We start from the raw sequence: 23049 nt of genomic DNA, 5'->3' as shown, positions 1-23049 counted from the left end.
ATTTCACTGATTTAATGGATTTTCCAAGCTTTGTCTTTAAATTCTCTCGCAGATTTATTTTTAATTTTTAATCTTTTTAATATGCAAAATCTGTGGCTATCTCTTCTTCACTATAAGAAGTACTTTTTCTTTGATTTCGGCTTGTGGAATTGTTACTTGTTTTCCTCCGTTTATATTTGCTTTTTTAATGAAAGTTCCCTTTGTAGCATTAATTTCATATACTTCGAAAGTACCTTTGTAACCTGACAAATCAATTGAAATATCTTGTGGATTCTTCGCATAAAAAAGATAACTTTTTCCCTTATTTTCTAATGTCCATAGCTTGTCTGAAAACGTATTTCCTTCTACTAATTTCATTTCGCTTAAAGCGGAATAAAATGCAGGCAGTTCTATTTTTGGAATATTAGGTAAAGAGGCTCCTCCCATCAATGCCGGCCATCCAAATTTTGGAGATCCATCTGTTGAATACAAAATCACTTTTTCAGGATATTTTTCGCGATATTCACGAACAGCGCGATAGACCTGATCGTCTGTTTCTTTTCCGGTTTTTAATTTTCTGGCGTGTTGTCTTGGTGCTAAATTCAGACCTCCTTGCGGTGCATATGCTGTTCCGTCTTCTTTATAATACCAATAACGAATATCAATTGCATCTACTGTTTTTACTCTTTTGGCATCATTCAAAATTGCATCCTGAACATCTTTTGTAGCGCTTAAACCAATGATTGCTTTTTTACCTGTTTCGTCTTTCCATTTTTGAACTTCATCTAACCAAAATTGCATAAAATGAAGTGGTCCTGTAAATTCTGCACTTGTCAGCTGAATTACGTTGCTGTTTTCTTGAAAATTCTCCAACGATTTTCTGATGAACCCCTCGTGCAATTTTCTTCTAACAGGATTTGTAACATCATAAAACTGTTCTGCCATAAAAATACGTTTGTCTCCTGCGTAAGGCGGCGGTTCCGGAAAACCTGTATTGTTTATGTTGTTTGCTGAACGCCATGGTGAACTTGACCAATGTGCTCCGGCTTCTATAATATTATGCTGAAAATATTGTTGGTTGACTAACAATTGTCCTTTCGCCTCTGCTAAATCAGCAAAAAGTGCGAGACGATCCCAATACCAACTATTAAATTTTGTCAGATCGTATTTGCTCAATTGATCCCAGGCTAAATCTTGTCCGCTTCGTGCAAATGGCTGCTCATAAAATGGTGGCCAAACATCAGCATCAAAACGGCGAACGCGTTCGTGATCGTCCATTCTTCTTTCGTACCATAAACCATAATTATGTTCTAAGGCGACCATATTATTAGCACTTAAATAACCTACAACTTCGTTGATATTATCTGTAAATCCTGTACCAGTTCTACCGGGAACAAATCTTGTAATATCCGGTAATGACTTAGAAATATCACTATCTCTCAGGCTTCCTCGCCACCATGGCACGCTTAATCTATTTCCGGCAATTACTTTGTTGTCATAAGTAAGCCAGCCGTTTTTTGTAACTACTTTATTATCTGAAGTACTATTTTGTACCGAATTTATTTTTAAATCATTTGCATTTTTAAGTCCTGAATTGTTGATGTCAATTGGATTCGATTTTGAAACTTCTGCAATCCATTCTACTAAATTTTCTTTTGGAGCTACTGAATTTTTAGTCAATTCCTGCGCCACTTCTACTGTAGGACTTGATGAGGGTTCTGAACCTAAATCATAAATGTGAGGATTTACAGGAAGTTTTTCCAATCTGTTTTCTAATTGTGCATAGAATAAACTTCTTGGCGAAATATGATTGTTTACATCTTTCCAGTGACCGTCGCCAGCCATGATTCCGCCCCAGACTCCAAAAGCCCAGTTTTGTACTGTTGGCGGATTATAACATTCTATTTTAGATGCCGAAGTTTCCCAAATAACACTATTGGCAGCCGTCCATCCCGCTCCTCTGCCGTTTTGTTCTCTGTTGTTGTAACTTAAAGCGTGACCGTCTACATAAGAAACATCAAATAATACGCCTGTCGCCCAACTACCAATTGCTCCGCTATTATTGAAGGGCATAAACGATTCACACTGAATAAACACATTTGGACCTGTTGTTCCAAATCCGCCTACTGCAAAATCGTGGTAACCATTTTCTGAGTAACAACGCTGAAACAAAGTTTGTTGGCCTTCTGTATAAAAAGTATGTCGTCTAAAACCTGCGATTTCAGAAATGGGTTCCGTTGCAATACAATCTTCAACTGTAATTTGCTGTGCCGATTTTAATAACGAAACTGCACCTCCCGCAAAATGCTTGAAATTAACTTGTCTTACCCAGGCATTTCTTGTGTTTTCGATGCTAATTCCGAACCATCTGTGTTCTTCGTCTTTTGGATTTGACTGATCATAAGTCGATTTCATCAGGATATTTTCGATTCCGATTTGTTCGATTCTTCCTGTCCAGGAATAAGACGTTGCTTTTGCTGTTCCGTAAACATCATCTAAAGTCATGGTCAACGGAGCATTTAATGTTACTTCATTACCACTGATTTTGGTTACAACTCTGCTCCACGAAATATCCCAATCGTCTTTTTTCCATCCAATCCAACCTGTTTCTGCTCCAAAATCATCCATTTTTAATTCCTTAATCCAATTTGCAGTTAAGGGTTTAGTGATGATAATTTCATCTGATGTTTTTAATTTTGAGGTGTTTTTTAATTGAATTATTTTTGTCCCGAGTGGCGTATAATTTGTATTAAATTCGAAAGTTTCACCGAGCTTTTTATCATCAACTCCTAAAACCCGAATTACGGCTTCTCGTTTCAATCCGGTTCCTAAAAAAATAGTTCCGTTTTCAGTATTTCCGCTTCCTCGTAAAACAACTCCTGATTTTCTGATATATAAAGTCCCACTGATTTTAAAAGTTGCTTTGTCTAAAAGTACGGCGCCTCGAAAACCAGATTTATTTGGTTTAAGATTACTTACATAATCTATCGCTGCCTGAATTCTTTGGGTAGCATCTTCTTCTTGTTTTGGTACAAAAATTTTATTCTCAAGATTTGGGATCGCTTTTTCAGATGCCATGTATCCTGCATAAGAAAAATCAGGAATTTGGTTTCCTTTATTGTCAGTGGTAAAAGAAAGTTTTCCTTCTTTGGTTTTGATGATATCCGGGAACGAGGTTTGTGCTGTTCCTATATTTGCAATTAAAAACAAAACGAAACAGAACAAAAACAGTTTGTCCTTTTGAAGAGAATTTATTTTTTGTCGTTTGCTGAAATTCACTTTAAAATATTTTTTGTTGTAATTTATCCTAACAGGTTTCCAAAAACCTGTTGGGTATTAGTTCTCGATCTTATATTGTCGAAATTCATTCTAACCTACTTTCTTTTATTCTTTGAATACCTAACAGGTTTTGAAAAACCTGTTAGACGTTGAAATAATATTGTCAACGGAATAAATTTAAAACATTATTGTACTAATCCTTTTAGTTTAGCCAATGTATCTGTATTATTTTCAGGTTTTGTCCAGTCAGTTTTACTTTTTGGATCGATTCCGTTAAAATATTTCTCAATGTTGGTATAACCATCGCCGTTTGCATCTTTATTGGCGTCTGAAGCATCATTTGGATTTAAACCAAACTTTTTCTCCCATGCATCCGGAATCCCATCATTATCAGAATCTTTATAGGCTTTTCCTTTGTATACCGGATAACCGCCAACCTGATCCGGGTGTGTTATAATTCCTTTTTTATAAGAGTCCGCAGGTAATCTTCTTTTTATATATTCTTTGCCAATTGCATTTTCTAATCCGTCCTTAGCATCTATTTTCCCGGTACGTACTTGTTTTATGATTCTTTCGTCGACAATATCTCTTTTAGGAAAAGTTGCTCCAACATTATTCAATACAAACTCATATGCTTGTTCTGCCGTCATAATAGTAAACTTGGGCATCGAAAAGGGTTTAGTCTGTTTGATTAATTCCAGATATGATTTCTTTTGTTCATCTGGCATATCTTCTAATTGTATCCCACCATTCCAGTTGTCTGCCGTAACTTCCGGCGAACCATCGATATAGTTTCCTGCAACATACGCTCTTCCGTAAGTTTTTGGTACCATATATCCTGATTCCGGTTTTAGAATTCTATAGCGAATTGGCTGATCTGTTGGTGTTATTGGTCCCGGTTTATAATAATTATTAATGATATTAAACATCGAGCGATAATCTCCACCATCAACAGATCTGTTCCACCAATTGAAGATTACATTATTTACGAAATTAAAATCTCCGTACATTCCAACAGAAGCATTTCTTGAAATATTATCTGCCCATAAATTTCTCATAAACGTACTATTCAATCCACCAATTGTACTTCCAAAAGCATGATTATAAGTATCTAATCCTTCAGATGAAATCGTGTTTTGAATGGTAATATTACAAGCCGGCAATTTCTCTAATTTAGATTTATCATTGACTTGAAATTGGTGTCTGTACAACGAAATATTCTCGTCTAATCCCCAACTTACAGAGCAGTGATCAACGATTATATTTCCCATCGGGTTTCCTCCAAGCGCATCGTCTCTACGGGTAACATCTGTGGCGCCTCTGCGAAAACGCATGTGTCTGATGATAACGTCGTGTGTATCTATTTCTAATGTTTCGCCTGCAATGCAAATTCCGTCACCAGGAGCAGTTTGTCCCGCAATGGTTACGTAAGGTGCACGCATGCTGATTCGTTTTTTTAACTGAATAATTCCGGAAACGTTGAATACAATTGTTCTTGCCCCAACGGCTTCACAGGCTTCACGAAATGTTCCTTTTCCGCTGTCTTCTAAACTTGTGACAACAAATATTTTTCCTCTTCTTCCTCCCTGTGTAAAAGCTCCTCCTCCTTCGGCTCCCGGAAAAGCGGGAATATCTGCCAGAACAAAATCTTTAGGGTAAGAAGCCCAAGGCAAATACGGTTTTCCTTGTTTTGCTTCGGACTGAATGATATTATAATTGGAAGTCCAAATTTCGTTTAACCTTTTTTCTTCATCTGCTAAAATTGCATCGGCTTTTTCCTGAACCGGTTTCGGAATTACAGGATATTGTGCGTATGCAGATGAAACCACTGAACAAAATGAAGCGATCATCATTGTTCGTTTTAAAATACTATTTGAGGAATTATTTTGCATGAGAATTATGATCTGAAGTTTATGACTTTCGAAATAGACCTAGCAGGTTTTTAAATCTTGTGAGGTCTTAGCGGAATCTATTTATTTGCTTTATTCTTTTCTCTTTCTTCAACACGTTTATGCCAGTCGGCACTTTCTTTGTTTAAATCGTAACCTTCTTTAGATAAATAATTATTGATTCTTCCTTTGTATTTTCCAAACCAACCGTGTTTTTCTTTAGATGATCCACCATCCATGGCGTGTTCTCTTGCTTCTACTAAAGCTTTATAGATATATTCTTTTTGCGCTTCTGTCAAAGCCGGCAACATATCCTGATATCCTGCGTAGGTAATAGGCAAAACTCCGTAGGTCATTCCGTCTTTTACCTCAGTAATTTTATCTTCTGATAATTGTTTTCCTAATTTTTTAAGATAAGCTGTATGCAATTTTTCGATAGACTGATCTGCTTTTGACTTTAGTTTATCAATCTTTTCGTTTTGCTTTTCTTTTGATAAACCGGCATCTTCTTTTGCTTTTTTGATTTCAGCATCTCTTGGATCCTGAATAGCAGTTAAATCCCTGAATTGCTGTGCTACAATATCTGTAACGGCTTTTTCTTTTTCAGGATTTTTCAATCCTAATTTTTCTACAATTTTAGCCGCTCTTTCGTTGGTTACTTTGATGTATTCCGGATCTAAATGCTGTTGTGCCACACTGGTAACGAATATCAGTAACAGCATTAGAACACTTATGTTTTTTATCGATTTCATTTTAAAAAAGGTTATGAATTACAATGATTTTATAAAATCTGCCTCATCTGTGGGCTATTTTTTCTCACAGATTAGGCAGACTTTTTTACTTACTTTCTCTCTGGATTATTCTTGTATGGACTTTGTTAAGGTCTCATGATTGTTACTTAAATCTTTCCAGTCTGTTTTTTGATTTGGATCTGTTCCGTTAAGATATTCTTCGATATTAGAATATCCGTCATTATCAGTATCTAATTTAGCATCTGAAGGATCATTTGGATTTAATCCGTGTTTCTTTTCCCATTTGTCCGGCATACCGTCTTTGTCTGTGTCAACATAAGGTTTTCCTTTGTATTCTGGATATCCTCCAACTTGAGAGATATCCGTGATAATTCCTTTTTTATAAGAATCCATCGGTAAACGTCTGTGTTCGAACTGGTAGAATGTTTTTTTCTCCAATCCTTTTGCATATTCAGGAACTCCTGTTTTTACTGTTCTTACGATTCTTTCGTCTACTTTATCTCTGATTGGTAATGTTGCTCCTACGTTTTTAAGTACAAAATCATAAGACTCTTCTGCAGTCATAAATTTATTGAACCAAGGCATCGGAAATGGTCTGTCGCTTTTCATTTTAGCAAAAAAATCTTTAGCTTCGTCATACGCCATTAATTCACCTTTTTTATTTTCGATCTGAATTCCACCGTCCCAGTTGTCTTTTGTAACTTTTTCGTTGTTGTTAACGACGTTACCGTTTACATACGCTCTACCAAAAACCATATATGGCAATTTGCTTCTTCCTGATTCCGGTTTTAAAATTCTGTAGCTAATTGGCTGAGTCAAATCAGTTACAGGACCTGGCTTATAAAAGTTATTGATGATATTATAATTTGCTGTATAATCTCCTCCGTCTGTTGATCTGTTGTACCAGTTGAAAACGACGTTGTTTACAAAATTGAAAATACCATTCCATCCAATCGAAGGATTTCTACCGGCATTGTTTGCCCACATGTTTCTAACAAAAGCACAATTTTCTCCTCCTAAAGTACTTCCAAAAGCATGATTATAAGTATCTAATGCTTCTCCAAATAAACTATTTTGAATCGTAATATTTACTGTAGGTTTCTTTTCGTCCGGATAACCTGCACCAGGACTGTACATATGTCTGTAAATTGACATATTCTCGTCTAATCCCCAAGTTGCTGATACGTGATCGATCATAATGTTCCCCACCGGATTTCCTCCAATAGCATCATCACGACGGCCTACAAAAGTTTCTCCACGACGGAAACGCATATGTCTGATAATTACGTCATGCGTATCGATCCAAACAGATTCTCCTGCAATACAAATTCCATCACCCGGAGCAGTTTGTCCTGCAATTGTAATATAAGGTGCACGAATGATTAACGGGCTTTTGATTTTGATAATTCCGGCAACATTAAAAACGATGATTCTTGCTCCTCCTTTTTCACAGGCTTCACGCAAAGTTCCCGGTCCTCTGTCTTCCAGACTTGTTACTGTATAAACATTTCCACCACGACCTCCATAAGTAAACATTCCTCCACCTTCGGCTCCCGGAAATGCAGGAATCTCTGCTTGTGGTAAATCATTTGGTCTTGATGCCCACGGAATATATGGTTTTCCGTGCTTAGCTTCTTCTTCGATAATTACGAGTGCTTTTTCCCACGCTTCGTCAGAAAGTCTTGAAGCTTCGTCTTTAATTGCCTTTTCTTGTTCCTGAACTTCTTTACTTAGTTTTGGATATTGAGCGAAACACTTTGCACTTCCTAAAAAAAGCAGAGTTGCGATAAATAATACGGAATTTTTCATGTTAATTTTTACTTTTGGTAATTCTTTTTAAACAAATCACCTGTATTAAAAAGAATACAGGTGACCGTTTTTATGTGTGTTTTTATGTTTATTCTTGATAATTTAGGGTTCCACTTCCACCATTAGCATCATTCCATCCAATAGTTTGAAGCAACCATGTATTTTGTGTTAATGCCGTACTATTCAATCCGTTTATGTAATAATTTGGATTAAACTTAATTTTGACCGCAGCACCATTAAAATTATCCATAGGTGTAACTAAAGGTGTACGTGTAAAATTAGTATTATAAAAAGTTGCTAATGTTGCCAATTGAGCCTGAAAATTAGCGGCATCTGGATCTGCAACTACATTTGCACGTGCTGCTGCCAAAGGATCAGTCGATATTGATGCGGCTGTATTTTTATACTGTAAAAAGTTCCCTGTACGTTGTGTACCATTAATGGGTGCTAAACCTAACTTACTAACTGTACCACCAGTAACTCCGGGAAGCGTCTCATTATCATAAAGCATCCAACGCTGTACATCCCAAAAACGTTTTCCTTCATAAGCCAATTCGATTCTGCGTTCGTATAATACAGCTTCTATCGCACTGTATTTATCAGATAATGTTCCGATTCCGTAATTATTTGCAGAAGGTATTCCTACACGGTTTCTAATTCTTCCTAAATACGCTACAGTATTTCCTGTTTGTCCTAATGCTGCATAACATTCAGCAATGTTCAATAGTAATTCTGCATAACGATATTCAAAAATATCAGTTGGCGAATACTGGTAATTACTAGAATTAGAGGCTGTCAAATTCGTCATTTTTCTAACAAAAGCTGGGCTTGATGCTGAACTGTTTCCATCTGCGTAACCAATTTTACTTGATGCATCTAACCAACGGTATGTCCAAAGAACAGCAGTCGTATTTTCTTTGTATGCCCATCTCGCTCCGGAGAAAGCGAATGTTCTGTAAAACCTTGGATCACGATTTACGAAGAACGTAAAATCATTATATCCATTTGCAGCTGTAGGTCTTCTACCATCTCCCATTGGGAATAAATCTATCATTTCTTTAGGCGCAGGTGTACCACCTCCAACACCACCCTGACCTTGCAAACGAATTGCTCTTTCCCAAGAGTTATTCATAGTTTGAGCATTATTATCAGACTTAGTAAATTGTACTGTAATTGCTTCCGGACAAAAAGCATTATCAACAAGAAACATTTGCTCCCATTGTTTAGCACTATTTCCAACTAATCCATAACCATCTGCTGTTAATTGAGCCTCTGCTGCTAATCCTGCTTTCAAGGCGGCATCCCAGCGGTCATTAGAACCATCCCAGTTTTTATTGAATAATGGACTTGCATAGGTCAATAATACACGTGCTTTTTGAGCCATAGCTGCACCTTTTGTAACACGTCCGTAGTTTGTGGATGCCGAAGCCCAGGTTCCAGGCAGTAAACTTGCCGCCATATCAAAATCTTTCACAATCTGATCTACAACTTCAGAAACTTTTGCTCTTGGTAATTGAATTTCAGGATTATCTGCTGCTGCTGCCTGAACTGTCGTTACAAGGGGAACCCCTCCATAAGTACGCATTAAATCAAAATATTGCAAAGCACGCAAATAATACATTTGTCCTTTTGCCTGATCGCGAAATGTTTTATCAAGGGTGGCTCCTTTTACATCGATATCTTCTAATAAATTATTACACTCTCTAATTCTATTATAAGGACTATTGGTAATACCTGTTCCAATTTTAGCCCCATAATACGCACTGGCATCAGCTGCATTTATTAGGGTTTTATTTGGATTGATATAATCCTGTGTACCTCCTAATTCTTCAGTAAGTTTTGAATTTGTGTCTGTGTAAGATCCCACTACGCTTTGTATTGGTGATTTAAAAGCACTAAAAAAGTCATAATACTGATTATCGACATAAGCTTGTGTACGTTCCTGACTTTGATAAAAAGTATCATCATATGAACCGTAATTTTTCTTTTCTTTAAGAAAATCATCACTACAGGAAACACCTAAAATAAGTGTAAGTGTTACTGCAATATATATATTAAATTTTGTTTTCATAATTGTCTTCAAATTAGAATTAGAATGAGATGTTGAAATTAAGCGACCATGTTCTAAGTGTAGGATATCCTACAGAAGAGTTGTCATACATATTACGGTAACGATTTGGATAAGGATTGTATAAATCCCAAAGGTTTGTACCTGTTACACCTAATGTTATAGCTGCAATTTTAGTATCTGCAAAAACTTTTTTAGGGATATCATAACCAATACTTAAATTTCTAACGAAGCAACGGAAAGTGTTTAGTTGCCAAAAATCTGAAGGCCCTGACATATATGCCCATTGTGCCATATTAGGATATTTTCCGTTTGGATTATCATCTCCGTACATATCATTCCAGAAAGTTTCATGCGACCACATACTTGCTGCACTAGAAGTTCCTTGTTGTACTAAATCAACAAAAGTAGCACCTCCCCATGAAGTTGATATTTGAGTTCTGAAGTAAAATCCTTTTGCTTTAAAACCTAAGTTTGTAGTAAAACCCCAAGTTCTACTGCTATTAGCCAATTTTACGTAATCATTCTCTTTCATAATCTGACCGTCTGGTGCTCCTAAAGTTCCATCAGGATTAAGTTGTCCTGCAACATCCTGATACGCTAATGATCCTTTTCTGATTCCTGAAGCAGAATTGATGTCAAAATATCTTGGTACCGTACCAGCTGCAGTAGCACGCTCAGTCAAATAAGACCAATAATTAGCAATATCAGCATCTGTACGTAAAATACCATCTCCTGTAGAAGTTCCCTTCCATGTTGCAAATCCCCAAACAGGATTAAATCCTATCGATTGTCCTTCTCTAACAGCGTTATTAGATGGAGCTACAACTGCCTGAGTTGGATATTTTTTTACCTCGTTATTGGCATAACTAAAGTTTATACCTATATTATAACTAACATCACTTTTTATTTTATCACTCCAATTAAGGCTAAACTCTGATCCCCAAGCATCAACAGCTGCATAGTTTTGTTCTGCAAATGCCCCACCAATAGAAATTGGCACACCAGCAGCACTACTCATATCTGTTAACATATTTGAAGTTTTATCATAATAAAAATCAGCTGTAAAATTTAATCTGTTATTTAACACATTAAGATCAAAACCAAGATTATTTTTTATTGTAGTATCCCAGGTTGCATCTCTGTTTGGATTTACTCTAGGTGTCAAACCTGCACCATTTAATCCTCCTTTATCTCCAAATTGGAAACCTTTGTCCACAATAACATCATAAAACTGAACCCACTTCCAAGGCTGAAGATTATCTTTTCCGGTTTTACCAATAGAGTAACGAATTTTAAAGAAATCGACCCACGGTATGTTATTAGAAAACCACTCTTCTTTAGACATTACCCAACCAACCTGAAGTGATGGAAAATATCCCCAGTAGTGTTCCGGAGCAAATTTAGTCGAGGCATCACTACGGAAAAGAAATTGTGCTAAATATTTTGATTTATAACTATAGTTAATACGCCCAAAATAAGAAAGTGTTCCTCCCTCTACTTTTGTTGCAATACTATTTGAAGCATTAAGGGTTCCAGCTGTGGCATAATTTCCCAAATAATCTTTAGAGGTCTGTTCGTAAGCCAATCTGGTAGTTGTATTATAAATTTCAGAAGCTTCACCACCTACCATTGCACCAATCTGATGCTCACCAAAAGTTCTTTCATAGTTGATCATAAAATCTCCCTGAGTACTCTTACTGTTACTATTGTTATAGTATACTCTTGAGTTTCTGATATTTGTTTCTAAAAGGTAATCACCTTGAGGATTAGTAGTTTGATTATAAAAACTTGGATCAGCTGCGCTTGCAAGGTGATTATCCTGTGTTTCATAATTTCTAATTCTTACCAGGTCATACGGTAATTGAATTTGTTCTGTATAGTTAGAACTTTGTGTCCTTGAATAGGTCACTTTAGCAGAAAGTCCTTTTACAGCAGCGACTTTATAATTCAGCGAAGCATTTACGTTAGTCGAATTGTCTTCACTAATTTGATGTGAGCCATTATTTAAATTCGCAAAATAGTTCCATCCCGCAATTGTATTATTTGCATTTGCACTTCCTAAATTTTTATTTGAATTAGGAAACGGCGATACATAATACTGTTGCCCCCCAATTGTTGTCTGCCATGGTACGTGTTGTGGCATGTGTAGCAAGAACCCATAATCAGCCTGTTCTCCTCCCGTAGAAGAAGCAAAACTACCATCGCTAATATTTGCAGATGCTTTACTAAAAGTTTTATCAATAGTTCCTGTAGTCCCTGAAATAGAAGCAGATAATTCTAAATTTTTTGCAATTTTGGCATTAAGTCCTGTACGATAATTCCATTTATCATATTTTTGGTATCCTAAATTGGCATCCTGAGTAAAATATGTTGCTCCTGCAAAATAGGTAATATCTTCACCGCCTCCACTCACATTGAAGGAATGTTTTTGTTGAATAGCTGGTTTCCATGCTTCTTTTAGCCAATCATAATCCAATCCTTTCATTTGTTCCAATTCAGCTGCAGAATACAATTTAATTGGATCAATAGTTGGTGTTTGATTCGTTAGAAATCTATTACTAAAAACTCCAAATTCGTAAGCATTCATCGTTTTACTATGACTCACAGCATCATTTACTGCAAACTGACTGTTATAGGAGAATTTTGCTTTACCTGCTTTACCACGTTTCGTTTTTACAACAATCGCTCCTTGTGATGCGCGAGCTCCGTAAATTGCAGCAGACGCATCTTTTAAAACCGTAATACTTTCGATCTCTGAGGCATCTAATCTATTGAATTGCTCTAATGTTGGTTTACCATTCATTGGATCTACCTGAATCATATCATCAATGATTACTAAAGGTATTGTTGAATTTCCATCTTTTGAGAAACCAAAAGATTGTCGGATTTGAATACTTGAAGCATCTCCTGGTCGCCCTGAACCTCCTGAAACAGAAAGACCCGGAACCAATCCTTTTAGAGCATCAGATAAATTAGCTACAGGCAAATCCATCAAATCATCTGCTTTTATCGTAGCGATAGCACCTGTAAGTTCTTTTTTCTTCTGGGTACCATAACCTACCACAACAATATTCTCTAATTGGTTAGAATCTTCGGTTAATTTTGCATTAAGAATATTACGTCCGTTTAATGGTAATTCTGATTTCTTCATTCCAATGAAAGAAAAAACTAGAGTCGATCCAGTCTTTACTTTTATTGTATACTGCCCGTTAAAATCTGTAGTTACTGTATTTTTTGAAGATTTTTCAGTTACGTTAACTCCGGGTAACTGGCCTCCTAAATTATCGGTAACAGTTCCTGTTACAGTTACAGTAGTGTAAGTGGTTGAGTTTTGAGCATAACTCATCACTGTCATTAATGTAAACAAAAGAAAACTACATCTTTTTATAAGTGCTTGTTTCATAAATGTTTTTTTTTGGTTAGGTTAGTAATTGTTTAAGTGTTTGCCATGTTTAATATGTTTTATTAATAAACAAAATCTAAATAAATCCTAAATCGTTTATTAAATGTCCAAAACACATTTATTAATTTTGATCCAAAAATATAACGATTGCGTATTACAACCGTCCTGTGCTATCCTGTTAAAATAGTATTATCCCAAAAAATTACACTTAAAAAAACAATATTAATAAAAAAAAGAAAAAAACAATATGTGTATCAGAAAAAATAAAGAAAATGTTTGACTATAATCCAATACAAAAACCTGTTTTATAGAAAAAGAAGAAAAAAAAGCAGTAAAAGTAATTGTAAGCTGTTTAATTCGTAAAACTCATAATTTGTATGTTGATACAGAATCAATTAAATAAGATATGTCTTTAATCTCTATTTTAGTTTTCATGTAAAAAACACACTTGTTAATTAATAAAAAACTTACAGTAGCTATTAAAAACACTAATAAAAACTTACTATAGATTTTTTTTAAAATTTTATTTTTTTAAACGTAAATTCTGACCAATTAAATTTGGCAAGATGTTTACAGTATAAAAAAACCTTTTTTGTTTAACGATATTAAGGGATTATCAAATTTTTAAAAGAAAAAAAAGTGAAGGATCCTACCGTCTGGACGCAAGTTTAAGAATAATACGAATGTCACGAATTGCCACGGGATTTGTTTGTGACACTAATTTCATATAGGTGAAGAACTATTCTTTTTTCATGGCATCAAACACTAATCTTGCGACTTCTATCCCTCCGGCAGTTTGAAAATGTGTATTATCTTTTTGTCCGTTAGGGTAAGCAGGAAATACACCACCCTCAAAATTCATGAAGTAATTTGTCGTAACAAAATCCTGTCCTTTAGAAGAAAAAAACTTCATAGACAATTCGTTTAAATCTATTAGCCTAACGTTCAATTCTTTTGCCACATCTTTTACCGCTTGCGGATATTCGCCATGAACGTTTGTTAACTTCACTTCTTTCCATGGATAGTTTCTCGCAACCGGAGTCAAAAGTATGGGTGTCGCTCCTTTTTCTCTGGTTTGATTGATGAAAAGGCGTAAAAATTCTTTATAACCTTCAATGTTTACATAACGTTCTGTTTTTTCAACCGATGCATCATTATGTCCAAACTGCATCATTACCATATCGCCCTTTTGAAGTGATTTATAAACAGCAGCCCAACGTCCTTCCTGAAAAAAGGTTCTGGTACTTCTTCCTCCTTTGGCACGATCATCGATTTTTACTTCGGTAGCATTTCCTATACTACTTTTTACAAGTTTCAAACTGTCTTTCTCGAAAAAGGGCTGAAACATTTGCCCCCAGCCTACCTGAGGAAATTTCTTGGTTTGATAGTCTTCTTCCAGCGAATAATCTGCAACTGTTGAATCTCCTATTAAATAAATTGTCATGGTTTTAGATTTAAAACTAAAAGCGCTCAATATTAAAATTGAGCTTATTGTAATGATAGCGATTTTGAAATTTTTCATGAGCGTCTATTTGTTATTTATTCGGATTCCATCCATTAAAAACTAATTCTCTTTTGTATTTATTGATATCTGCCTTTTTAAGCTGATGTGACCATGAAACTCTTTGAGCTACGTTTTTGGTACTTTGTCCTTTACTACCATATTCTGCATAATAAGCCGTTTTATCTTTATCAGGAAATCTTGTATCAATCCAGGCATTCCAGCCTTCAGGTACAATATGCGAACCTATGTCTGTATTTATAAAAACAGTTTGTGCATAAGGTCTCCATGGTCTTCCCAGATAGACTTTATCAACTGTATTGTCTTTTGCTGTAAGCCTGCAATCAGTAAAAACAAAACCATAAGGCTGATCTTTAGGAGTCGAAGCAGCTGTAATATAGGAATTACTTAAACTTTCTATAGTACATTTATAAAAATAGGCTGTCGCGGCTCCAAAAATAAAATCTGTTGTACCATTTATAAAACAGTTTTCAAAATAGCTGCGTGTATTGCCTTCGGATAAATATAGCGTATCCTGATTTCCTAAAATATTGCAGTTTTTTACTATAACCCTATCACTTTTGATATGCAGTGCCACTGCCTGCCCTACTTTTCCTGCGGTATTTTCGACCGTTAGATTTTCGAGTGTACAATCATTTCCCTGTATTAAAAACGAATAGGAAGTTGAAGTACCAAATTCTTTCTTGCCAGATGCATCTATTTCTCTAACTGGTTTTCCCGAGTAATCATCAAATGAAATAATAGTTTTATCTCTGTCAGTTCCTTTTAAAGTAATAAAATTTTTAGAGGCGGGAATAACCAATTTTTCCTTATAAACTCCGGGTTTTATTGTTATTACCACGTGTTTATCTGCATTATCTCTAACATTATTAATGGCTTCCTGAATGGTTTTAAAATCCCCGGATCCATCTTTTGCAACGGTTAGTTCTAACCGATTATCAAGGGTTTGTGCGCGTACAAAAGGGATTGCTAATAAAAATAAAGCTAGAATATATTTCATGATTTTTTAATTTAATTGATCTCAATATCTTTGTCAAAGTATAAAACTTTGACAAAGATTATATATGTTATTTTTTAGTGTGACATCCAAACGGTCATCTCCCCTTTTCCTTTATTTCCCCATGCAAAATACGGAATCAATTTTATAGTTACCGATTTTCCGTCTTTTGCCGAAATTGGCTTGTAAAGTGAATACTTCCATGAATTGTCCTGCGCTATAAAAGACGTCGCCTCAATCGTCATCAATTTTCTGTTCTTTAATTCTGTAAAGTCAATTTTGAAATCTGAATTAAGATTTAAAACGACATCATTTACACTCGAATTCACAGGAAGCTGATCTGATTCTAAGCAATATACTAAAGGTCCTCTTTTTACAGCGACCTGATTTTTAACTTCTTCTACTAAAGGATTGGCTTCCATCAACTCTACTGGCATAGGCAGATTTAATTCGATTACATCTCCTTTTTTCCATTTTTGATTTACTTTGAAATAGGTGCCTGAAATAATTTTATCCTGAATTTTAGAATTGTTTACAGCAACTTCAGCACCACTGCTCCAACCCGGAATTCTTAAAAAGAAAGTATACTTATCCTTTGGTGCTTTTACAATTTTCAATGTTATTTTTCCGTCCCATGGATAATTAGTTTGCTGTTCTATTTCTAATGATTCTCCGCTTAATGTTTTTGTATTTAAAGTATTGCTTCCGTATAAATTTACAATTAAACCTTCTTTCGAAAGATTATAAGCGTAATTTCCAACTTCAGCAATGGTTCTTGTGACATTTGGTGCGCAGCAATTGGATAATTTAATGTAGCCTTCGCGTTCATTTCCCCATCTTTGATGAAATGGTAAATCATCAGAAACATTCAACGGATTGTTGTAACAGAATTTATCTCCTTCGAGATTAACGCCTGATAAAACGCTGTTGTATAGTGCTAACTCGACAATGTCAGCATATTTTGCTTCTCCTGTAATTTGCAGCATTCTCCAATTCCAAAGGACATTTCCAATATTGGCACAAGTTTCTGTATGCGCCGTAGCATTTGGCAATTGAAATGGTCGTCCATAAGCCTGATGAATTTTTTGAACGACAGTAGGATCATAAGAAGTTCCGTCTGGCGAAACTCCATCGTATAAAGCCCCACATGCTCCGGTAATATACATTTTTCGATAGGTAACATCATCCCAAATCGATTCGAGATTGTCCAGTAATTTCTTTTCTCCGGTCTCTGCATACAAATCAGCAACGCCAGCGTAAAGATAATTGGCTCTTACAGCATGCCCCGTTGCAGTAGTTTGCTGCCTGAACGGAACTCTGTCCTGATTGTCATCAGTTCCGTCTTCTGTCGTTCCTCTAATATCTATTAAATTATTGGCAAGCTCTAAATATTTTGGATTTTTGGTGGTTCGGTACATTTCGACAATTCCCATATAATGTGATGGACAAATAGCATTTCGCGCCAATTCCGGTGATGCTTTTTTATAAAAATCATATAAATAATCAGCAACTCCTTTTGCTATATTCAGAAAATTTATTTTTCCGGTAGCACGATAATGAATACAGGCAGCCGTCATCAAATGTCCCATATTGTATTTCTCAAAACCCAATTGTTTTTTTACTTCTTCCGGACCTAAAGTTCCCCAACGTTCATCGATTAAAACCGGAGTATGAATGTAACCGTCTTTGCGCTGTACTTTTGCAAAAAGTGCAATCGCTTTATCCATCTGCTGATCCAGTTTTTTATCTTTTGTTACCGCATAAGTGGCCGCCATTCCTTCAAAAATTTTATAAAAATCTCCATCATGGAAAGAAGGTCCGCTGAATTTTCCTTTCATCAATCCTGCTGCAATTTCGAAGTTTTTATAAGCATGTGAAACCGAATCGTTATGATACAAATTCCACATATATGGCAACGTATTTTTAGTTTCTACATCAAATTGTTCTTTCCAGAAACCGTTTGTCCATTTTACATCTTGAAGACCAACACTTTGTAATTTAGAATATGGGCTTTCAGAATTGGCTACTAATCCTTTGTTCTGTGCCAAAAAGGAAGTAGAAAAAAGTATTGTCGATAATAAGATTATATGCTTTTTCATTTTGAATATGTTCTTGGTATTGTGGTTGTAACGCTGATGACACGGATTGCTAAAGCAAAACACGGATTATTACGGATTTTTTTTATCCGCTCATATAAGTAAAATCTGTGTGCTGTTTTTTCACGCAGATTTAAAAAGATTTGAGCAGATTATATTTTAATTGTATTATTAAAAAAATCTGCGTGAATCCGTTTAGATCTGCTTCATCTGTGTGCTGTTTTTTCGCCACGAATTCCACAAATTAGCACTAATTTTTTTGATAATTAATTCGTGGAAATTAGTGTAATTAGTGGCAAACTTTTTTATTTGACAAAGAAATTAATCACACGGCTCATTGAGTCTCCATCAGCATCTTTTACTGAAATGATGAAAGATGCAAAACCTTTATTGGTTGCAGTAAACTGAACTTCTTTTCCTTTTAAAGTAACTTTCCCATTTTTTACTTCAGAGAATGTATAAACCGGTTTCTTCTCATATCCTTTGAAATAATCCTGCACTGAAAAAGCCACTTTTCCTCCGGAATTAATAAAATAATGAGGCGTTGCCAGCCAATCTAAATAATTTTCTAATTGCGTAAAACCATCTTTATCTGTGTCTGAATTGGCATCCGAAAAATCTCCTGCTTTAGAATTTTCGTTTAAGCCAAATGCTTTTTCCCACCAATTTGGTAATCCGTCATGATCGGTATCAAAATCAGCTGGGCGGGTTTCTGTGGCAAAATTGGGCCATCCTCCGGCATCCGCTTCATTATCGATCATTCCGCCTAAACCACTTTTGCTGCCTTTATAAGTATAAGTTCCTTTTAAAGTTTCATCGACAATTCGGTTATCGTGTTTGTCAAAGAAAGGCTGATTCGCACCCACATCTGAAAGTACATCTTTATAAGCCGCTCTAGCCGACTGAGTAGTCACAAATGATGGAAAAAATGGCTTATCGACGAAAGTTTCATAATTGACCATCTCTCTATTTGATACGGTCATTTTTCTTCCTTTTTCCTGAGATTTCTCATCGAAATAACCCGGCATCACATTCCCATTAAAATAATAACGCTGCATTCCTTTTCCAACTCCCTCATGCTGCGCATTTAACGCTACAAAAATATTCGTTGAAGCTCCGGGCTTGTAAAAATTATTGACAAAATTAACTTCATTTGCACCGCCATCAGTTGTACGATGTCCCCAGTTGTATACTACATTATTGGTGATATCTAACCTGCCGGAATAGAAACCATCTCCGTTTAAGCCTCCGCCAATACTCCAGTTACGACCGTAATTGTGCGCCAATAAATTGTGATGAAAACTACCTATATCACCGCCAATTGTTGCTGCATAACCGTGCATTTTTCCAGCTTCGTATTTATCGTGTCCTGCCACATTTAATGCTTCAGAAATTAGTGTTCTTTGTAACGTAATGTGATGCGCACCACGAGAACTAAACGATTCGTCAATTGTCCAGCTAATCGAGCAATGATCAATAATACTATAATTTGCACCCGTTAATCCCATTCCGTCAAAAGTTGTACCTCCGCCAATTCTCACTTTCAAAAATCGAACAATACCGTCATTTCCGGTAAGCCCAATTGGAGCTCTGCTCAATGTAATTCCTTCACCAGGAGCAGTTTGTCCTGCGATTGTAATATAAGGCTGATTTACTACTAATCTTGATGCCAGTTTTATATTTCCGGATACATTAAAAACAATCGTTCTTGGACCAATTTCCTGATTTACAGCATCACGTAAACTTCCGGGACCATCGTCATTTAAATTGGTAACTTCTACCACTTTTCCACCTCTTCCTCCTACTGCATAACGTCCGTATCCTTCAGCTCCGCGGAAAGCCAATTGTGCCGGTTTAAATGACCATACATTTCCCAAAGTCACTTCTCCTTTATGATCTACTTCATCAACTCTCCAGTAATAGGTTGTACCGCTGTATAAATCAGAAACTGAAAAAGATTTATCAGTTAATTTTCCTTTAAATTCTTTTGAAGATTCTGTCGCATTGCTCACACCAGTTTCATCTTCTCCGAAATACAATTTATGGGCTGCAACGCTTTTTGGAGCATCCCATTTTAAGATCAGAGTTTTAGTTACTTCAACATGCTCGTCTCTGTTTTTAGGTTCCGGAGTACGCGCTTGATTCATTAAATTTGGTGTGTCAATCTCAAAACCATTGATCACAATTTGTTTTACCACATCAGGATTTGTGGTTGGATCTATTCCAAATCGAATGATCACATCCTTAGATTTCTCAGCATTAAAAATAAGATATACCATTGCAGCATCAATCTTAGCATTCGCTCTTTGACTTGCATTGACAGTTTCTGCTAATTTTCCGTTTACATAAATTTTGATGGGTGAAAAAGTCTTTCCTGTAATCACATCAAAAGCGTTATGAAAAGTCAGCATAGTATGTTTCCCTTCTTTTAATCCGCTTATTTTTAGTTCTAAATTTTCAGCAGTAACCAGACCGTCACTTCCTAATCTGTTATAAAAAGGCGCATTCATACCTACTTTATACCATTTTGATGTAAAGTTTCCTTTTAGTTTAAAGGTTACATTATTAAAGGATTTCTCCGCTTCTTTTGCATCGGTGATTACCCAGGAATCATAACTGGGATCGTGAACTTCTTCTAATCTTCTTTGAAAAAAATCAAAATCGACTTTAACGATTTGTTTTTCAGATTGTGCTTGTCCGTTTGCAGCAAAAAGTAATGCTAAAGCAAAGGAACTAACTAATTTTTGTATCATGTTTTTTTAATTTATTTTTATTTTTTCTTCTACCGTTTTGTCCAGCAGATTTATCACATCTTTTTTTCTTTCTTCCGGAATCACTTTTAAAACTTTTAATTCGCCATTTATAAGTTCAGCTTCAACAGTTGTATTTTGTTTTGCATGTAGTTTGAAATGAACGTTCCACTCTTTTGGCCAGGCCGGAAAAAGATAAATCTTCCCGTTGTTTTCCTGCAACAACATTTCCTGCATTCCTATCATTCCTGATCCGCCCCAATTATGATCCGGAACCCAATCGAAACCCGGACCCCAAAATGCCGGAAATCTTCGGTCTGAATTGGCCATTTTAAACACATTATATTTTGCTGCTTCATTGGTTAATCCTAATCTTGCTGCAAAAATATTATCCTGTTTCCAGCCCACATGACTTCTGAATTTTACCGCATCAGTATCATATTTCCATGTATTTAAGGCTGTTTCTAAATCCGGTTTCCCGATTCCGTAAATTCCCCACGGATAAACCGGATATAATTGTGGAACTTCAGAATTGTTAATTCGCTCCCATGTTTTTGCAGGAACTAATACTTTTTTATTGTTTATCTCTCCGAAATTCAAAGGCGGAATCCTGGTTTGAAATCCTTTCAGGTATTCTAGATCTTCTTTGGGTAATTCTTTTTGTGAAAGGTTTAAAAGCTGCTCTGTAATTACTTGCAAAGCCGAAATCGTGCTATTGGCATTATACGTCATCTTATACGTTTCTGCTGCTGAACCGGGATAAAGAACCAAATGTCCATTACCATCCAACGCTTTTCGACCTCTTTGTTTGGCTAAATATTGATAGTGTTCATCAAAAAAACGAAGACAACTAATAATAAATTGATTGTACTTCTGAATGTCTTCTCCTGCATATTCTTTTTGTTGCAACATCATTTGGCAAAACTCAAAAACCGTGTCCCATTCGTATTCTAACCACGCGTTATATTCCATTCCTGGATCGTAATCTGCGGGGCGTTTCCAATCGTATTCAGCAGGATTTGGCAAACCAAAATTTTCTAATTGCTCTGTAAAAGATGCACCGTTATGTTTCCAATAAACCTGACTTCTTAATTCGGCATTTTTTTGCAGGCTCAGGTAATAATCCAACTGCGATTTCATCATATCAAAATCACCGCTTTTTATCATCGGAAAATAAACCAATCTTTGATTCTGTGCTGTCATCGTTCCACCACCCCAATTCCTAAAATCAGGTGTAAAATTCAAATCGGGATTTGTAAAAACAGGATCAACCGTAAAAAGTCCGCCATTGAATTTCGTTGGATATTTTCCGTACGCATTGCAGCCTAACATATAGCGAAATAATTGATAGTTTTGCCCAATCTGATAGACAGAATCCTTTGCTATAGAATTGCTTTTTTGTGTATAAATAAAGCTTCTGTTCCAGAAATTATTCCACCATTTGATCGTGTTTTTTTCTGCTTGTTTTACAGTATTTTTATTTGATGAAATTTGATTTTTTAAATCCGTATTCCAAGTCTGAATATCTTTTTGGCTTGTATTTAAATAAAGTGCTAGCGAATGCTTTTTTGAAGGTTTTATACTTGAAAGACTAAATCCTTTAAAATCTGTATTTTGATACATTCCGGTATAACTTCCGTCCGGTTTTAAATTATTTCCGGTCATGAATCCGCCAAAAGTAAGATTCGCCAAAGGATTCAGCATTTGATCCTTTACGGATTCCATTTTTTGTTGTTTTACCGCAACATCAAAAATAGTTTGTTCTCGATTTCTGTGATAGAATTTTACGCCATTATTTTCAAATGAAACAGAATCTTTGTACGTGATAATATCTCCCTGAGGTGCCCATTTATAAGAATTGGCATTATTTGCTTTTCCTTTCGAATCTCTGTTTTTATAACGCCAGCTTTCATAAGAAGCGGTCATTTTGAGGGGCATTTTACTTTCTAAATCCAGATGAATTACAGGTTTAAAGACATCTACCCAAACCTTGATTTTGGTACTATTTTGAGCAATCAGAACATAACCGTCTTTCAATACCAATTCCTGATAAAAACCTTTATCATCCTTGAACGGATTTGGTGTTAAAGTCACTTTTACGCGACCTAATTTCAATAAAGTATTATGTTCATCAAAAGTTCCGCTGCGCGAAAAATAAAAATACAAATCTCCTTTTTCTACCCAAACATTCAAGCCAATATCACCACCGCCTAAGGGCATTGATTCTGACGCATTATTGCTTTGCGTATTCCAGATTTGATTGTAGTTATTGAGCGCGGGAATTTGCGCTTTACTAAAAAGCGTTATAAAGAAAAGTATAAATAGTATATTATTTCTCATCGTTTTCTTTTCTGAAAGGTTTCAAAAACCTTGTAGGTATCTAAATTTTAATTTTCTATCGCAGATTGAGCAGATTAATTCTTATATTTTTTTCATTTCTTGTCATTTCTCGCTCGAAACTTCGCGAGAGAAATAATACTAGATGCTCCATTCAGAATATTT

11 protein-coding genes are annotated in these 23049 nt (G+C 35.7%); all 11 read right to left on the bottom strand.

Going from position 1 to position 23049, the window contains the following annotated elements:
• Positions 1-96: 96 nt before the first annotated feature.
• Positions 97-3258, bottom strand: coding sequence for a DUF6298 domain-containing protein (locus NJT12_RS01530; RefSeq protein ID WP_271334167.1), 3162 nt, complete (start codon positions 3256-3258; stop codon positions 97-99).
• 185 nt (positions 3259-3443) lie between these two features.
• Complete coding sequence (locus NJT12_RS01525; protein WP_271334166.1) at positions 3444-5150, bottom strand: polysaccharide lyase; 1707 nt, start codon at positions 5148-5150, stop codon at positions 3444-3446.
• A 77-nt stretch (positions 5151-5227) separates the two neighbouring features.
• Entirely contained in the window at positions 5228-5899 is a 672-nt protein-coding gene (locus tag NJT12_RS01520) for a DUF3826 domain-containing protein (protein WP_271334165.1), read from the bottom strand.
• A 105-nt stretch (positions 5900-6004) separates the two neighbouring features.
• Complete coding sequence (locus tag NJT12_RS01515; protein ID WP_271334164.1) at positions 6005-7708, bottom strand: polysaccharide lyase; 1704 nt, start codon at positions 7706-7708, stop codon at positions 6005-6007.
• An 88-nt stretch (positions 7709-7796) separates the two neighbouring features.
• On the bottom strand, positions 7797-9779 hold the full coding sequence (locus tag NJT12_RS01510; RefSeq protein WP_271334163.1) for a RagB/SusD family nutrient uptake outer membrane protein: 1983 nt from the start codon (positions 9777-9779) through the stop codon (positions 7797-7799).
• Positions 9780-9798: 19 nt separating this feature from the next.
• Positions 9799-13182, bottom strand: coding sequence for a SusC/RagA family TonB-linked outer membrane protein (locus NJT12_RS01505; protein WP_271334162.1), 3384 nt, complete (start codon positions 13180-13182; stop codon positions 9799-9801).
• Between the two features lie 739 nt (positions 13183-13921).
• Positions 13922-14704: a rhamnogalacturonan acetylesterase gene (locus tag NJT12_RS01500; RefSeq protein WP_271334161.1), complete on the bottom strand. Its 783-nt coding sequence runs from the start codon at positions 14702-14704 to the stop codon at positions 13922-13924.
• Positions 14705-14717: 13 nt separating this feature from the next.
• The gene (locus tag NJT12_RS01495; protein ID WP_271334160.1) at positions 14718-15704 is read right to left on the bottom strand and encodes a pectinesterase family protein; all 987 of its coding nucleotides are present in this window, start codon (positions 15702-15704) and stop codon (positions 14718-14720) included.
• A gap of 74 nt (positions 15705-15778) precedes the next feature.
• Positions 15779-17800, bottom strand: coding sequence for an aceric acid hydrolase (locus NJT12_RS01490; protein WP_271334159.1), 2022 nt, complete (start codon positions 17798-17800; stop codon positions 15779-15781).
• Between the two features lie 302 nt (positions 17801-18102).
• On the bottom strand, positions 18103-20550 hold the full coding sequence (locus NJT12_RS01485; protein WP_271334158.1) for a pectate lyase family protein: 2448 nt from the start codon (positions 20548-20550) through the stop codon (positions 18103-18105).
• Between the two features lie 6 nt (positions 20551-20556).
• Positions 20557-22887 carry a DUF5703 domain-containing protein gene (locus NJT12_RS01480; protein WP_271334157.1) on the bottom strand — a complete coding sequence of 777 codons (2331 nt, stop codon included), beginning with the start codon at positions 22885-22887 and terminating at the stop codon, positions 20557-20559.
• Between the last annotated feature and the right edge of the window lie 162 nt (positions 22888-23049).

It is taken from the genome of Flavobacterium azizsancarii, from assembly GCF_027980145.1.
GTDB lineage: Bacteria > Bacteroidota > Bacteroidia > Flavobacteriales > Flavobacteriaceae > Flavobacterium > Flavobacterium azizsancarii.
The sequence above is the reverse complement of the archived record's forward strand: the minus strand, read 5'-3'. Positions and strand labels throughout refer to the sequence as shown.